This is a genomic window from Nitrospirota bacterium, assembly GCA_016212185.1.
Lineage (GTDB): Bacteria > Nitrospirota > Thermodesulfovibrionia > UBA6902 > DSMQ01 > JACRGX01.
The window spans coordinates 1-16254 of the sequence record JACRGX010000014.1 but is presented as its reverse complement, the minus strand read 5'-3'; the positions used below and the strand labels follow the sequence as shown (position 1 = coordinate 16254).

Genomic DNA, 16254 nt, shown 5'->3' with positions numbered 1-16254 from the left:
GGGGAAAGAAGAAAAAAATCACACAAAACATAATGACCGTCCTGAATAAAGATGAAGCAGCAGCCCTCAGCATCACAAAAAAATATTATGAAAATCATTATATTGACAGGCTCCATATATTCTTATATCCGAAATTAACAACCAAAGAAAAAATTGAGAAATATATATCTTTTGAAAACCTTGGCACATTAGAAAAAGAATTAAAAACCGGACGAGGCGTTCTCATTGTTCAGCCCCACTTCGGTCCCGTACAAATCACCCTTCTGGCGCTCGCTTTATCAGGGTATAATCCAGTCCAAATTGGGTATCCGAAAGACATAGGGCTAAGCAGGATAGGACGCGCCGTGGCATTCGGATACAGGTTAAAATACGAGGCAATGCTGCCGCCCATTCTTCCTGCAAACAAATACCTCGGCAAGGCATATAAGCACCTCGCCAGGGGAGGTGTAGTTTTCACTACCGGCGACGGCGCAGGAGGAGGCGTACAGCTTGGAGAACATAGAGAGTTTAAATTCTTCAACGCAAAAAATATGTTTCCTCTCGGTCCTGCGGCATGGGCAATAAAAACAGGCGCCGCCTTTATCCCGGCATTCATCATAACTGAAAGATATAATAAGTTCAGAATAGTTTTTGAAAACCCCGTAGAGGGAATCCACAAGGATTTGGAAAAAGATATGGTTTATATCACTGAGAAATTTATTTCTGCTTTTGAAGATTACGTACGGCGCTATCCCCATTGCTGGCATTTCTGGGATGAAATTTAAAAATCAAGCCTGATATGATTATGACATATGAAACCTTTTTTAATAAATAATAAGGTTAACAGTTTCCCGGATATAAAAAACTCCGTAAAAAGCATTATAGGGTATTATTCAAGCATTCTGCCGTCAGGTAAAAACGCAAAAATACTTCTGAAGCCCAATCTGAATGCAAACATGAACGCACTGACCGGCAACACTACTGATTTGCGCATTATTTCAGCATTGATAGAGTGTTTGAAAAACATGGGATACAGCAGTATCACAATCGGCGAAGGGACAAACAGCGGTTATTACAGAAATAATATCAGCGTCATCTCACGCCTTAAGGTTGACAAACTTGCTGAATATTACGGAGTCAAGGTCACAGACCTCAATTATTCAGAGCCTGCATATATCAATTTTGAAAACGGGGTAAAGGCGGCTGTGGCAAAGGATGTCATGGAGGCTGATTTTCTGATTAACCTGCCTAAACTCAAAACTCATTTTGAGGCAGGCATGAGCGTATGCCTGAAAAATATGATGGGCTGTCTTGTAGGCCAGGAGAACAAAAAAAAGACGCACAAAAGCCTTGCAATGAATATTCTTAATATTAATAAATTTATAAAGCCGCACCTTCACATCGTTGACGGCGTCATAGCAATGGAAGGGCTTGGGCCTACGAGGGGAGTGCCTAAATATACAGGGTTTATAATTGCAGGGCTTGACCCGGTTCTCATTGACCTTGCATGCGCTAAAATTGCCATGTTTGACTACAGAAAAGTCGCTACGCTCAGGGCTGCCGAAAATTCAGGGCTTTTAACCAATAAACATCATGGGGCTGTGAACTCTTTTGATGTAAAACAATATCAGAAAAGTTTTCTCCCTCCGAAAGCAGGACTGCTTGCAAGTTTCATACACAGCCCCAAGAGACAAAAATATTTTCTTGCAGTCAGGAATACACGGATATTTAATTATCTCTGCTCAACTGAATTTATCGGGAAAATCCTTTTTAAGTCGGGGCTGAGGCAGGACAATTTTATTAAGGACGAAATGGTTTTTGAAGGGCTTGTCTTAAACAAAAAATTATGCAGGGAAGAATGCAGTAAATGCAATGATTACTGCCCGGTCGGGTTGAAATTGCCGGAGGAGATAAACAATAATAAATGTATCGGCTGTCTTTATTGTTTCCTCGTGTGCCCTGCCCTTGCGATTGAATTCAGGGGAACTTTCGGTTTTATGGCAGAGCAGATGCGGCAATATGATAAGATTGTAAGAAAGATTTCTTAAGATTATAAAGAAAATTAAACAAGGAGGATACGAACATGACAAAGCTATTAAAATTTACCGTGTTTCTAACCTTAATACTTTTATTTTTTACACCTGTTTCAGCAGAGGTCTACTGGGGCGACATCCATGTTCACACAAGCTATTCCAGTGATGCCTATATGCACGGCAGTATTGCAATCCCTGACGATGTATGCAGCGCCGCAAAAAACAACGGGCTTAACTTTGCTGCAGTTACAGACCATGCGGAATATAATCCGGCAACAGGAAGAATGAGCGAATATTTCTGGAATGATACGGTAGCTCAACTTCAAAACGGCAACTGCATTGAGACCTCAACCTTTATTCCATTTCTCGGCTATGAGTGGACCAACCAGACATATGGACACAAATCCGTAATATTTAGGATATTAGACATCCCTTTCAGCGCTGTGTTCGGCGCCAAACACTATACAACCCCGGACGCCCTGTGGAGCGCGCTGGATAGTTCCGGCTATAAAGCCATAACCATTCCCCACCATGTGGCAGATAACAATACCGCAGCCACCAATTGGGATTACCACAACCCTTATTATCAGCCTGTTATGGAGATATACTCTGAGCATGGCAGTTCTGAATCGTGCAGATTAAATTATGAACTGCCTGTCAGCTGCAATTCAAACGGTTCTGCGGCATATGCCCTTGCAACTAAAGGCTATAAAATAGGCATCATTGCAGGGACAGATGCGCACGATGGCCGGGCAGGCTCGGTTTATAACGCTGATTCCGTAATGAGCAGGATTCAGTATAACGGAGGGCTTATTGCCGTCATTACTTCTTCATTAAGCAGGGCTAACATCTGGGAAGCCATAAAAAACAGACACACGTATGCCACTTCAGGTCCTAAAATAATCCTGAGTTTCAATATAAACGGCAATAAAATGGGGTCTGATGTAATTTTAGCAAGCGGAGAGTATCCGGCGCTTGAAATCTCTGCACAAGGCGCAGATTCTTCGCTTATTGACCATATTGATATTATTAAAAACGGCAGCTCCGTCACCCCTGTCCATACACAAACCTTTTCCCAGAATGCCGTCAGCTACTCATGGACAGACGCTGATTATATATCCGGGGACTTTTATTATGTGCGGGTTATTCAAAGAAACAATGAAAGGGCGTGGTCCTCGCCTATATGGGTGACAACACAGCAATAAATGGATAGTGAGCGTATGAAAATATTTATATTAAATCCGCCGTTTCTTAAGAAGTTCTCGCGCCCCCAGAGAAGCCCTGCCGTCACCAAAAGCGGAACGCTTTACTTTCCCATGTGGCTGTCCTTCGCCGCCGGCGTGCTTGAAAAAAACAACTTTGAGGTGGACCTCATTGACGCCCCGGCTGACGGATACAGCCTTGATGAGATTCTCCTAAGGGCTAAGACATTACAACCTCATCTGATAGTCCTGGACACAAGCACGCCGAGCATTTACAATGATGCCGCTATTGCAGGTGAATTAAAAAATGTCTGCCCTTCTTCATTTCTCATTCTTACCGGCACGCATGTATCCGCGCTCCCTGAAGAAAGTCTGCTGCTGAATGAGAAAATAAACGCAGTTGCAAGATATGAGTATGATTACACTTTGCTGGACCTGGCCCGCACTCTTGAAAAAAACGGCGATTTAAGCAATGTTGCCGGAATAAGCTTCAGGGACCGCGGTAAAATCATTCATAATCCCCAGCGGCCGTTTATTGAAAATCTGGATGAACTGCCTTTTGTGAGCGCAGTTTATAAAAAATTCCTGAAGATAGAAAACTATTTCAATCCAAACGCCCTCTACCCCATGGTTACAATCACCACCAGCAGGGGCTGTCCTTTCAAATGCACATTCTGCGTTTACCCGCAGACGCTCATGGGAAACCATTACCGCATGAGGAGCGTGCAGAATGTAGTCGCTGAAATGGAATATATAACAGAAAATTTTCCGCAGGCAAAGGCTGTATTTTTTGAAGACGACACGCTGACCGTAAATAAGGAACGCTGTCTTGAGCTGTCTGAATCAATAATAAAAAAGGGGATTAAGATTTCATGGACGGCAAATGCGCGGGTCGGGCTGGACCTTGAAACCATGAAAAAAATGAAGGAAGCCGGGTGCAGGTCCTTCTGCGTCGGATTTGAGAGCGGCAGTCAGGGGATACTTGACGGCATGAAGAAAAACATCAAGCTTGAAAAAATGCACGAATTCATGAAAACTGCCAAAAAGGCAGGCCTACTCATTCACGGCTGTTTTATGGCCGGCCTGCCCGGCGAGACAGAAGAGACAATGAAGCAGACGCTTGAGCTGGCCAAACGGCTTAACCCCGATACGGTCCAGTTTTATCCGGTAATGGTCTATCCCGGAACAGTTGCCTACGACTGGTACAGGCAAAAGGGGTTTCTCATCACAGAGGATTTCTCAAAATGGCTTACCCCTGCCGGACTTCACAATACAGTTGTAAAAACAGAAAACCTCCTGCCTGAGGCATTGGTGCGGTTTTGCGATAACGCAAGGAGAGAGTTTTATTTAAGGCCCGGGTATCTTTTTTACAAAATGGGACAGATGCTTGCACATCCGAGGGAGATTAAGAGAACCCTGAAGTCATTAAAAACATTTACTAAGTATTTACTAAAGGGTTCTGACATTCAGCACACATAGGCTGTTTTATGAGTGATAATGAAAAGAGCCTTGTCGTATCAGGCGCCGGCGCCGCAGGAATCTCCGCAGCAATTACTGCAGCACGGATGGGACGCCCTGTCCTGCTCGTAGAAAAATCACAAAGCGAAGGCGGGACCGTCACAAAATCACTGATTCACACACTGGGCGGCATCTTTGACTCCTCCGGAGAATTTATTAATAACGGCATAACTAAAGAGCTGACTGAACGCCTGCTCGGCGCAGACTCCTTTACAAAAACAAGACAAATCGGCAGGACGTGGACCTTGCAGTGCTCACCGGACATATATGAAAAGGTAATCAAGGATTGGCTTAATGAAATGCCTCAAATCAAACTAATGCTCAACAACTTTATAAGCGCAGTAGAAGTAGATAAAGGCTCTGTTAAATCTATTGCTGTAACCGGTGATAAGACGGCTGTTAATAGTAATGTGACGGCTTTAATTGATGCAACAGGTAAAGGTGAAGCCCTTAGGCTCATCAATCCTGATTTAGTGATTAACAACGAGCCAAAGGCATCAGCAGGCCTGATTTTTATTTTACGCGGAGTGGACCCTGACGCCCTCAGGTTCCCCAATAACGTCAAATACCTGCATCATATCAGGAGTGAAGTTAAAAAAGGCATACTTCCGCCTGAGCTCGCAGGGACCTGGATTGACCAGGGAGTATATGAAGGCGAGTGTTATGTAAAAATGACTGTTGACGCTGACATTGCACAAACATCATCCGGGTTCACGGATAAATTAAGAGATGATTTAATTTCTTTCCTGCGCGCCCTGCCCGCTTTTTCCAACGCAGCGCTTTATAAAACAGGGATGCCGGGTAAACGCGACAGCGGGAGAGTTGCAGGCGAGTACTGCCTCTCATATGAAGACGTTATTAACGCACGGAAGTTCAGCGATGCGGCATGCCGCTGTGCATGGCCGGTTGAATTCTGGGATCAGGGAAAAGGGGTATTTCTTGAATACCCCAAAGAAAATGACTATTACGAAATCCCCCTGCGTTCCCTGAAGGTGCACAGTCTGAAAAATGTTTGGACAGCAGGCAAATGTTTTTCAGCGGATTACAGGGCCAGGTCCTCTGCACGCGTCGCAGGATGCTGCTGGGCCATGGGCGAGGCCGTTGCAAAAGCAGTATGCAGGGGATTAGTATTATGAAAGAGTCAAATCTAAATTATCGTATGACGTCATTTCTCCCGAAGTTTCGGGATCGGGAATCCTTTCGAAAAGATTCCGGACAAGCCGGAATGACAGAAATTTGGAACTGTAGCAGAGACCGCAGGGTTTAATAATTATGAATGTATTTGATATTTTTAAAGACCGCGCAAAACAGCAGCCCGAACACCCTGCAATTATCTCCGGAGGCACGACATACACATATGCCCGACTTCTCAAGGAAATTGAATCAAAGGCCGGGATTTTAAGCAAGTCAGGTATTCAGAAAGGAAGCTGTCTCGGCATACATCTGACCAACTGCCCTGAATATATCATCATGACATATGCGGGCTGGATGCTCGGCGCATGCATCGTCCCGGTTGCTTCTGAAATGACGCCTGAAGAAAAACTGCATCTCTGCGGCACTATCGCGCTTGATGCCGTTGTTTCCAGAAGCAGGGATTCACAATTATTTGACCCGGTGCGGATAGAAGAACCGGCAGACCTTTCAAACGGGCTGACCCTCCTGCCTGTCCGCAAAAGCCGTCAGCATCCCGAAGGCTTCCATGGAATCAATCCGGCTTTTTTGCGCTTTACATCAGGCACTACGGGCAGCGCAAAGGGCGTTGTAATCTCGCACGAATCCATAAAAGACCGCATCCATGCAGCCAACCGTGTTTTAAATATCGGACCGGACGACAAAGTCCTTTGGCTGTTGTCCATGGCATATCACTTTACCGTATCAATTGTATCTTATCTGTCATTCGGAGCTACAATTGTATTATCGGCAGGTTTCCTGGGCGAAATCATCATAAAGGCTCTTCAGAAGATGAAATGCACAATTATTTATGCCTCTCCGACACATTATCAGCTCATGAGCAACACAGGAGCGGCAGATTTGTCAGGATTGAGATTAGCCATTTCAACCACAAGCGGACTGGCCTCTGAAATTGCAGATAGGTTTTATCAATTATTCCGTGTGCCTCTGAGTCAGGCCTACGGGATAATAGAAGTAGGCCTGCCTTTTATAAACATTGATAATCCAGTTGGGAAAAGTAAATCTGTCGGCCGCATACTGCCTGATTTTCAGGCGCTTCTTGAAGACAGCGGCCTGGGGGAGAATCTGAAAACCATTAAGCTCCGCGGCAAGGGTTTCTTTGACGCTTACTATGAGCCGTGGCGCCTCCGCGCCGATTGCCTGAAAGACGGCTGGTTTGACACAGGCGATTTTGGAATAATTGACGACGAGGGCTTTCTCTTTATTACAGGGCGCTCCAAGGAAATGATAAACCTTGCAGGCATGAAATTTTTCCCGAAGGAAGTTGAAGAAGTCCTTGAAAAACACCCTGCCGTAGAAGAGGCCTATGTATTTCCTCATTCAAAAAAACAGTTTGAAGAAGTTCCTCATGCGCATATCGTAATTAAAAAAGACGCAAGGACAAACATGCCGGGTGAAAAACTTGAGGCAGAGCTTGCAGAACACTGCGCCCGTCATGTGTCACAGTATAAGATTCCTGAAAAATTCATTTTCGTTGACAAACTCCTGAAGACAGCCAGCGGAAAATTAATACGTCATAAACAAAGTGATTCCTGATAAATGATTCTATATTCCGTCATCATCCCGGCGTACAATGCCGAAGGCACAATCAGGAAATGCCTTGATGCGCTTGAAAAACAAAATATCCCGGGAGATGACTATGAAGTTATTGTGGTTGATGACGGCTCCATTGACAAGACGCCTGAGATAGTTAAGCGGTTTCCCGTAAAATATTTTCCCCAGCCCAACAAAGGGCCGGCCTCTGCAAGAAACAGGGGCGCTGGCGAGGCAAAAGGGGAAATCATACTTTTTACAGATGCAGACTGCGTCCCGCAGGAAAGCTGGATTAAAGAAATGATTATGCCGTTTAAAGACCCTGCAGTAATTGCAGTAAAAGGGGCATATAAAACAAACCAGAAAAGCCTGACTGCAAGGTTTGCCCAGGCAGAATTTGAAGAAAGATTTGAAATGCTGAAAAAAGCAGATTCAATTGATATGGTTGACACCTATTCAGCGGCTTTCAGAAAACCGGCATTTCTTTCTTTCGGCGGATTTGACCCTTCATTCCCGGTTGCAAATAATGAAGACACAGAACTCTCATACAAGATGTCCCGCGCAGGCTGTAAAATGGTTTTTAACCCCGCTGCGATTGTCTTTCACCTTAAGCATCCCGATACAATAAAAAAATACGCAAGGCTGAAGTTTTGGAGGGGTTACTGGAGGATAATAGTTTATAAAAGGTATCCGGATAAAATGTTCAAGGATTCCTATACCCCACAGACCCTAAAGCTTCAGATTTTCTCATTATTATTACTATTGACCAGTCTACCGCTTATATGGCTTCAGCCGCGATTGATGTCTTGCTTTTTCATTGTTGTCATCCTTTTGTTTATGCTTTCATCCCTGCCTTTTACCATGCTGGCGGCTAAGAATGATTTGACAGTTGCCGTTTTATCGCCGTTCTTTCTTTCTGTCAGAGCCGCCTCTTTAGGTCTCGGGGCAGTCTTCGGGTTTCTGAGGGGGAAAACAGGCACGAAATAGTCTATAATGTGACGCTATGAACGCAGCGCCTAAATTTTTTTCTTTTACTTTATTATGTTATACAGGATTTTTTTTAATCTTTTCATATATGCCTCCTGCAACATGTATCGCACAGGCAAAAGATGAGAATCCAAACACAGCAGAATATCATTCCATTGCAAAACTGTTAAAGGATGTTCAGCAATTCAAAGAACAGTTAATTGCTGTACGCGGTCAATATCTCGGCTGGCATGGCGAGGACATTCCGCATCCCGGAATTACCCGCAGCGACTGGATAATCAAAGATAATACAGGCGCTATTTACGTTACCGGAAAAACTTCCACAAGGCTTAATATAGAGAAAGATATCGGAGTTGAAATTGTTGTAAGGGGTAAATTATTATTAAGCAAAGAGCATATTCCGTATATACTGGCGTTAGAAGTAGTTAAAACCGCAAACAATAAATAAAAAGGGGGAAAGGAAAATGAAAGGGTCAGCATTTGTTCTGTTTTTTGTTTTGGTTTTTAGTTTGTGTCTTGCACAAGGCGTTTATGCCGCAGAATGGACGTTTATGGTCTATTTAGACGCGGATAATGACCTTGAAAGTTATGGGGTGGATGATTTTATGGAAATGGCATCTGTAGGTTCAGACGCAAACGTAAATATTGTAGTGCAGTTTGACAGAATCCCGGGCTACAGCACGGCTTATGGCGACTGGAAAAACACCCAGCGTTTTTTAATAACAAAGAACATGACTCCCACAATTGCAAATGCAATTTCCAACTGGGGTGACGGCAGCGGCGGACGGGAAGTAAATATGGCAGACCCCCAGACACTTATAGACTTTGTAAAATGGGGGATGGACAATTATCCTGCAAATAATTATGCCGTAATATTATGGAACCACGGCGGCGGATGGAGAGCGCCGGAACTGGCCGAGAAGGTAACTAAAGCAGTCTGCTGGGATGATACCAGCGGCGGCGACAGCCTTTACTCAAATGAACTCCAGGGCGCCCTGCAGACCATTGAAGCTGACAGGGTTCAGGTTACCCTGCTGGGTTTTGACGCCTGTCTTATGGGGATGGTAGAAGTTGCATATGAAGTAAAAGATTCTGCGGCTGTAATGGTAGGTTCTGAAGAAACAGAACCGGGTGACGGCTGGCCCTATAATACCCTGCTGGCTGATCTGGCAGCCGCGCCGGCAATGACGGCAAGCGATTTAGCAACTGTTATAGTCAATCGTTATGGCCAGTCCTATGGTCCAAACAGCGACACAACACAATCAGCCATAGATCTGAGCATGATGAACAGTCTATCCTCTGCTGTCAGTAATTTTGCAGCGGCTATGGACTCCAACAGGTCTGAGATCGCAACCGCAAGGGCGGCAAGTCAGGAATATACTTATCCTGAGTATATAGACCTTTATCATTTTGCCGGACTGGTTTATACAGGCGTTTCCGACCCTGATATTCAAAATGCAGCGCTGAATGTCATGACTGCGTTAGATTCAACGGTATTTGCCGAGTTTCACGGAACACCGTCGTCTAATTCTCATGGACTGGCTATATATTTCCCTGAGACAGCATCTTCCTTTGACACGAATTATAATGGCACAGTAATTGACTTCCCTGCCGACACACAGTGGGATGAGTTTTTAAACTGGTTTTACACTTATGCGGAGCCAGTTGTTACCCAAACCATCACTCCTCCGGCAGTCACAACTATAGCGCCCGGAGATTTATTAGGGGCTTTCACTGTCACATTGACTAACACCACCAGCTCAAATTATTCATTCTACAGCACTGACTACACCATTACGCCCGATGGAACTACAAACAGGCGGAGACCGGCATTAATGAGGCTTCGCGGAAACGAAACAAAAACCATTACCCGTCAAATCAACCGTCCATGGGTTAATCCCGGCACATACACATACGGCATTCAACTGACAAACGCGCAAGGCGGCATACTTGACGACGATTCTTTTAACTTCACGGTGACAAGCGGATTATCCCGGTAATTGGTTCATTAATTGCTTCTCTTTTTTAAATGAAATGCGGGAAGAGGCAAATATGCCTCTTCCCGATTTCATTTTAAGTCTGTATAATTTAAGGGACAGGTTAATTCATAAGACAAAAATGGAACAATCAACGACAAACCTCCAGGACAACGTACAAATATTTAAAAGTGTCTGCAGGATATGCCACGGCGGATGCGGCGCAATCCTTCATGTTAAAGACGGCCGGGTGATTAAGGTAACCGGCAATCCCGAATCGCCTTTAAGCAAGGGGTGGATGTGCATCAAGGGACTGCACACCCCTGAAATTGCCAATCATCCGGACCGCCTGAAAGAGCCGCTGAAGCGGAAAGGCAGAAGGAGCGGCGGTGAATGGGAAAAGATTTCATGGGAGCATGCGCTTGATGAAATAGCCTTAAAGGTTGACGCAATCCGCAAAGAATCAGGCGCTGAGTCCATTGCACTGGGTCAGGGCACAGGACGTCATCACTACATGCACACCGTACGGTTTGCAAATGCCCTCGGCACGCCAAACTGGTATGAACCCGGGCTGGCACAGTGCTTTATCCCAAGAATTACAGTCAGCAATCTTACTTACGGAGGATTTGTCGTCGGTGATTATTACGGCATTACCCCGCCTAAATGCATTCTCTTCTGGGGGCATAATCCGCTGGTTTCAGGCCCTGACGGAGAATTATCCATTGTCGTAAAAAGAGCGCTGAATAAAGGCGCTGTTGGAATCGCAGTGGACCCGAGGCGTTCGGAGACTGCAAAAAAATGCAGCCTGTGGCTGCCGGTGCGCCCGGGCACAGACGCCGCCCTGGCGCTTGCCATGATTAATGTAATTATTAATGAAGAAATCTACGACAAAGAATTTGTCAGGCAATGGACCTTTGGATTTGAAGAATTAAAAAAACACATTATTCCCTTCACGCCTGAGTGGGCTGAGGCAATTACACAAGTGCCGGCCAGAGACATTGTCAAAGCCTCAAGGGTGTATGCATTAAACAAGCCTGCAATCCTTGAATGGGGGCTGGGCCTTGAGCAAAGCCCTAACTCTTTGCAAACCGTCAGGTCCATTGCCATATTGCGCGCCCTGACGGGTAATATTGACATCCCCGGCGCTGATATATTCGGCATGAACATAATCAAAGGCTATCCAACCCTGAAGGACAAGCTCCCTGAAGGAATGCTGAAGAAGCGCCTCGGCGCTGAAGACTACAAACTTCTTGGCGGCTGGCGCGCATTTATGCCCTCGGCCCACATCCCGACGCTGTTTAAGGCTATGCGCACCGGAGAGCCTTACAGGATCAGGGCCTTGCTGATTTTCGGGAACAACCCCTTGACCACAGTCGCTAATTCAAGAGAGGTTTATGAATCCCTGAAAAAATTAGACCTCCTGGTTGTAACCGATCTTTTTATGACGCCCACTGCCGCAATAGCCGACTATGTCCTGCCGGCGGCATTCTGGACCGAGGCTGAGCAGGTCATCGGCTATCCGCTTGTTGCTGAAAATGTCGTCATGGCTCAGGTCAAAGCCTCTGAAACCGGCAAATGCAGGCAGGATGAATGGATAATGGATGAGCTGAGCCAAAGGCTGAAACTTCCTGATTCTGAAAAAACTTTGAAAGATGTAATGGACTATCAGTTGTCTCCGCTCGGCATAACCTATCAGGAGCTGAAAGAAAAAGTATATGTCTATCCGTCTCATGTATATAAAAAATATGAAAAGAAAGGTTTTCGCACACCGTCCAAAAAAGTGGAGTTTTACTGCAGGCAGCTTGAAAAAATGGGCTACGACCCCCTGCCCTCCTATAAAGAACCGCCTGAAAGCCCTCTGCAGTCTCCGGAACTTCTTGCGGAATTTCCATATGTCCTCACAACAGGAAGCAGGCGGCTTGAATTCTTTCACAGCGAGCACAGGCAGATAAAATCTCTGCGGAGCCGCAGGCCTGACCCTCAGGCGGAAATCCATCCTGAGACCGCGGCAAGACACGGCATCAAACACGGCGACCGGGTAAAAATAAGCTCGCCGCGCGGAAGCATTTGCTTAAAGGCGTTAATCACGGAAGATATCCGGCCTGACGTCATCAATGTTGAACATGGATGGTGGTTTCCTGAAAAACCGGGGCCTGATTACGGCGTCTGGGAGTCAAATGCAAATGTGCTGACAAACAATGCTCCGCCTTATGACCCGGCCTTCGGAACTTATCAGTTGCGAGGACTTCTGTGCAGAATTGAAAAGAATGACTAATTACAAAGCTCAAATGCCAAATGAAGGTTAGAGTTCAACTGGTTATTTGATATTGTTCATTTGGACTTTATTTGAAATTTGGATTTTGGAATTTGACATTATCTCAGCTATATCCGGTTATAAATTCTATAACCTCTACTAATCTTTTGTCTTGAAATATTCCATTTCCTTGCCCAATACCGCCGCCTTATCATACAGGGCGGTAAGAAAGGCTGAAACATCCTTAACATCGCCTACTATTTCTTTCCCCATCTTCATAACATCATCCATTAAAACAAGTATTTTTTCATTAGCCTTTTCCTGTTCGGAAGACGCCCTGGCGATTTCAGATGTCTTTTCATTTGCAAACTCAATATTTTCAGTAATAACACGGCTGCTCCTGGCCTGTTCCTCCGTTGCCTTCTTCGTAGTTTCCATTGCATCCCTTATTGAACTTATGCCTTCAAGCAAATAGTTAGCGCTTTTTTCCTGCTTCTCAGACGCCTTATTCACATCAACGATCATCTTTTTAATGTGCTCAATGGAATTTACAATAAGTTCAAGCCCCTTTGTCTGCTCTACCGCTGCGCGTTCTATGTTTTTCGCCATTTCAGTGGAATTTTTGGACGCATGCAGTATCTCATTCAGGGTGCCTCCGGTTTTATGAATAACTTCCTTTCCGTTTTCAACTGTTTTAAGAGTCTCCTTTGTTCCTTCCACAGCTTTTTTAATTTCCTTCTGAATGGCCAAAATAATAGCCGCAATTTCCCGCGTTGAGTTTGCGGTTTTGTCGGAAAGATGTCTCATCTCGTCTGCAACAACTGAAAATCCTTTTCCGTATTCGCCTGCATGGGCGGCAAGAATTGCGGCATTCAAGCTAAGGAGGCCTGTCTCCTCGGTAACATTTTTAATGACTGACAGTATTTTTTCAACATCAGCCGACCTTTTGGATAAATCATCCATTATAGCCGCAAGCGACATTGCAAATTCCTTAATCGTATTGATGCTTGCTATTGCATTTGAAACAGACTCCGCGCCCTTGCTTGAGATTATATCTGTTGTCTGGGTGCTGAGAGAGGCTGCTTCTTTGATGATATTCTCCACCTCTCTTACAGTGGCGGTGATTTCTTCAACAGAAGTTGAAGCCTGCTCCACTGCAGAAGACACCGCCTCTGCCATTGAGGCCACTCCCTGAGCGGTTTGTGCAAGTTCAGACACAGCCGTATACGAATTATTGAGGCTCTGGTTAAGGTTATCGGCGCTGACTGCTATCTGCTGTGATGTGGCGCTTGTCTCAAGGATTGCGGAAAGATTATCACTTGAAAGGGAAAGTAGTTTTTCAGTATTCACGACAATTTGCTTCTGGAACGCTGAGGCGTTCTTTACAAAATCTGAAACTTCCTCGGTAGACCTCTGCTGTTTATCCGCAACATCCACAACTCCTTTGAATGTCGTGTTAAGCTGATTTGCTGCAGAGGAAACTTCCCCTGATAGGTTTTTTATCTTTTTAATCGCCCCATCAATCTGATTAATAAGGTATCTAAGACCGTTTGCTATGGCTCCGACTTCGTCGTCATGCAGGGCGCTGACATCCACAGTCAGGTCTCCGCTGGTAACTACTCCTATACGCTCACTTAAATTCCCTATCCGTTTCCCGACATTCCGCTGAAAAAAAACATAGATGAGAATGGATAAAACAATAAAAATAACACCCTGAAAAATAAGTGCGGTAATCAGGCTGGAAGTTGTTTCTTTTTTTATATTTTTCAGGCTATACCGGATTACCTGCTTGCCTATCACTTCAGTGCCTGCCTTAATAGGAAACTCAATGGCAGTAAGTAATTCCTTTTCCCATCCCGGATGCGTCTTTGAAATTACAGAGACGCCGTCCTTATCAAAGATCTCTACAGACCAAATATCCGGGTCAGAATGCATCTGGTCCACTAACGGCTCAATAAATGTATAGTCATAACTGACAATGGCAATAGCGGCAGTATTACTGATCAGGGTTGCTGTCAAGAGAACCCTCTGCCTGAGCTGTCTTTCAAGCATTGTGGAGTTATTGGAAAACGTCATGTAAAAAATAGCGGATTGCCCTATCAGCAGGATTATAAGCACCCTTTGGATAAATTTCGTAGATAATCTCTTGGTTACTTTCACCTATAAATATCGCCTTTTACTAAAGATTCAACCACAGAGAACACAGAGAATGTTTAAAATTAAAAAAGAAAAAATCAAAATGCAAAATTAAGGAAGTCATTATTTTTTAATTTTTATCTTTTAATTTTTAATTTGCATCTTCTCCGTGCTCTCTGTGGTAAATTGTCTTTTTATAATGTCTGCCTAAAACTTCATTGGCACGGCGCTGTTATTCTTTATAATTTCCTGCGCTGCTGGCGTCTTAATAAACTGAATAAATTTTTCGGCTGTCGCTGATTGTTTCTTGCCTGTTACCAGCATAAAGGGTTTTATTATATGCCACGTACCGGATATAACTGTATCTACAGAAGGAGCTATACCGTCAAGTTTCAGCGCCTTGAGTTTCCCGTTTGACATCTCAATTGATTCAAGATCTGAAAAGCCGATTGCATAAGGATTTTTCATAAGGGCATTATTCATGTCCTTGTGCTTTGCCATTATAAGAACCTCAGGTATTTCTATCAGATCAGCAAAGCACGGTATACCGTTACGGACCGAGACCTTTGTAGAGTCCGGGTCGGGTCGGGTAAACGGCATAATCTGCACATCAGGCCCGCCGAGTGCACTCCAGTTTTTAATCTTTCCTTCATATATATTGCATACCTGCTGGCTTTTAATGCCGTCAATCTTTAATACTTCAGTATTTATTGTCACAACTGTGGCAGTACTTGCTATATGAAAGACCTTAAGCCCCCACTTTTTTTGTCCGTTGTCAAGCTGCTGCGCAGCCATGCCGATATCAAGGTCGCCCTTATACGCGCCCATTATCCCGCCTTTAGCCTCAATGGATTCCTGCTTGACTTCAATTACATCGCCCTGGTTTTTTCCCATATACGCCTTGGCGAGTTCTGTAACTAACTTAATCATACCGCCTGAGCCTGCTATTTTTACAGGTTCAGCCCATGAAACAGTAAAAGACAGCATGATGATAAACAGCACCGAAATAAAAAGATACTTCTTTGCCATTTACTTATCCTCCCTTTATTAATGGTCACACTTAAAACTTAAAAAACATTACACTGTTAAATTAATCACATTTAAGCGCCATTGTCAAGTGAATTTCCATTAATTATACACTTCTGCGACCCATTAAAAAAAGCCTTATCATCAAAAAACCGAATGCAAAGCCGCCAAGGTGGGCAAACCATGCAACACCGCCGTGGTCTGCGGCGCCTTTGCTCAATATGCCGTTAATAAACTGGATTGCAATCCAAAGCCCGATGACAAACACAGCAGGCAGTGCAATGACACGCATAAAAAATCCGAAAAAGATAAGGGTATAAACCCTGGCCCTTGGAAATAAAAGTATATAGGCTCCGAGTATGCCGGCAACTGCGCCGCTGGCCCCTACCATCGGCACCATGGATGAAGCGGATGTAAGC

General features: G+C 44.6%; 13 protein-coding genes. 10 read left to right on the top strand and 3 right to left on the bottom strand.

Annotated features, from left to right (window positions below):
• From HZA10_01575 to HZA10_01530, 10 genes are all read left to right on the top strand, one after another.
• Positions 1-764, top strand: a 764-nt coding sequence (locus tag HZA10_01575; protein MBI5194992.1) for a lysophospholipid acyltransferase family protein, incomplete at its 5' end; no start/stop codon positions are given.
• 27 nt (positions 765-791) lie between these two features.
• The gene (locus HZA10_01570; protein ID MBI5194991.1) at positions 792-2027 is read left to right on the top strand and encodes a DUF362 domain-containing protein; all 1236 of its coding nucleotides are present in this window, start codon (positions 792-794) and stop codon (positions 2025-2027) included.
• Between the two features lie 35 nt (positions 2028-2062).
• Complete coding sequence (locus HZA10_01565; GenBank protein MBI5194990.1) at positions 2063-3217, top strand: CehA/McbA family metallohydrolase; 1155 nt, start codon at positions 2063-2065, stop codon at positions 3215-3217.
• Positions 3218-3232: 15 nt separating this feature from the next.
• Positions 3233-4693 (top strand): radical SAM protein, encoded by a 1461-nt coding sequence (locus tag HZA10_01560; GenBank protein ID MBI5194989.1) that lies wholly within the window; start codon positions 3233-3235, stop codon positions 4691-4693.
• Positions 4694-4701: 8 nt separating this feature from the next.
• Positions 4702-5868 (top strand): FAD-dependent oxidoreductase, encoded by a 1167-nt coding sequence (locus HZA10_01555; protein MBI5194988.1) that lies wholly within the window; start codon positions 4702-4704, stop codon positions 5866-5868.
• Positions 5869-6004: 136 nt separating this feature from the next.
• Positions 6005-7459, top strand: coding sequence for an acyl--CoA ligase (locus tag HZA10_01550; protein MBI5194987.1), 1455 nt, complete (start codon positions 6005-6007; stop codon positions 7457-7459).
• Positions 7460-7462: 3 nt separating this feature from the next.
• Positions 7463-8443: a glycosyltransferase gene (locus HZA10_01545; protein MBI5194986.1), complete on the top strand. Its 981-nt coding sequence runs from the start codon at positions 7463-7465 to the stop codon at positions 8441-8443.
• 88 nt (positions 8444-8531) lie between these two features.
• Positions 8532-8891 carry a hypothetical protein gene (locus HZA10_01540; GenBank protein MBI5194985.1) on the top strand — a complete coding sequence of 120 codons (360 nt, stop codon included), beginning with the start codon at positions 8532-8534 and terminating at the stop codon, positions 8889-8891.
• A gap of 16 nt (positions 8892-8907) precedes the next feature.
• Positions 8908-10443, top strand: a complete 1536-nt coding sequence (locus tag HZA10_01535) for a hypothetical protein (protein ID MBI5194984.1) — start codon at positions 8908-8910, stop codon at positions 10441-10443.
• 118 nt (positions 10444-10561) lie between these two features.
• Complete coding sequence (locus HZA10_01530) at positions 10562-12694, top strand: molybdopterin-dependent oxidoreductase (protein ID MBI5194983.1); 2133 nt, start codon at positions 10562-10564, stop codon at positions 12692-12694.
• A gap of 138 nt (positions 12695-12832) precedes the next feature.
• Here HZA10_01530 and HZA10_01525 read toward each other — a convergent pair whose 3' ends face one another.
• From HZA10_01525 to HZA10_01515, 3 genes are all read right to left on the bottom strand, one after another.
• Complete coding sequence (locus tag HZA10_01525) at positions 12833-14833, bottom strand: hypothetical protein (protein ID MBI5194982.1); 2001 nt, start codon at positions 14831-14833, stop codon at positions 12833-12835.
• A 183-nt stretch (positions 14834-15016) separates the two neighbouring features.
• Positions 15017-15838 carry a substrate-binding domain-containing protein gene (locus tag HZA10_01520; GenBank protein ID MBI5194981.1) on the bottom strand — a complete coding sequence of 274 codons (822 nt, stop codon included), beginning with the start codon at positions 15836-15838 and terminating at the stop codon, positions 15017-15019.
• A 103-nt stretch (positions 15839-15941) separates the two neighbouring features.
• Positions 15942-16254 (bottom strand): rhomboid family intramembrane serine protease (locus tag HZA10_01515; protein ID MBI5194980.1); only part of this gene is annotated, 313 nt, incomplete at its 5' end.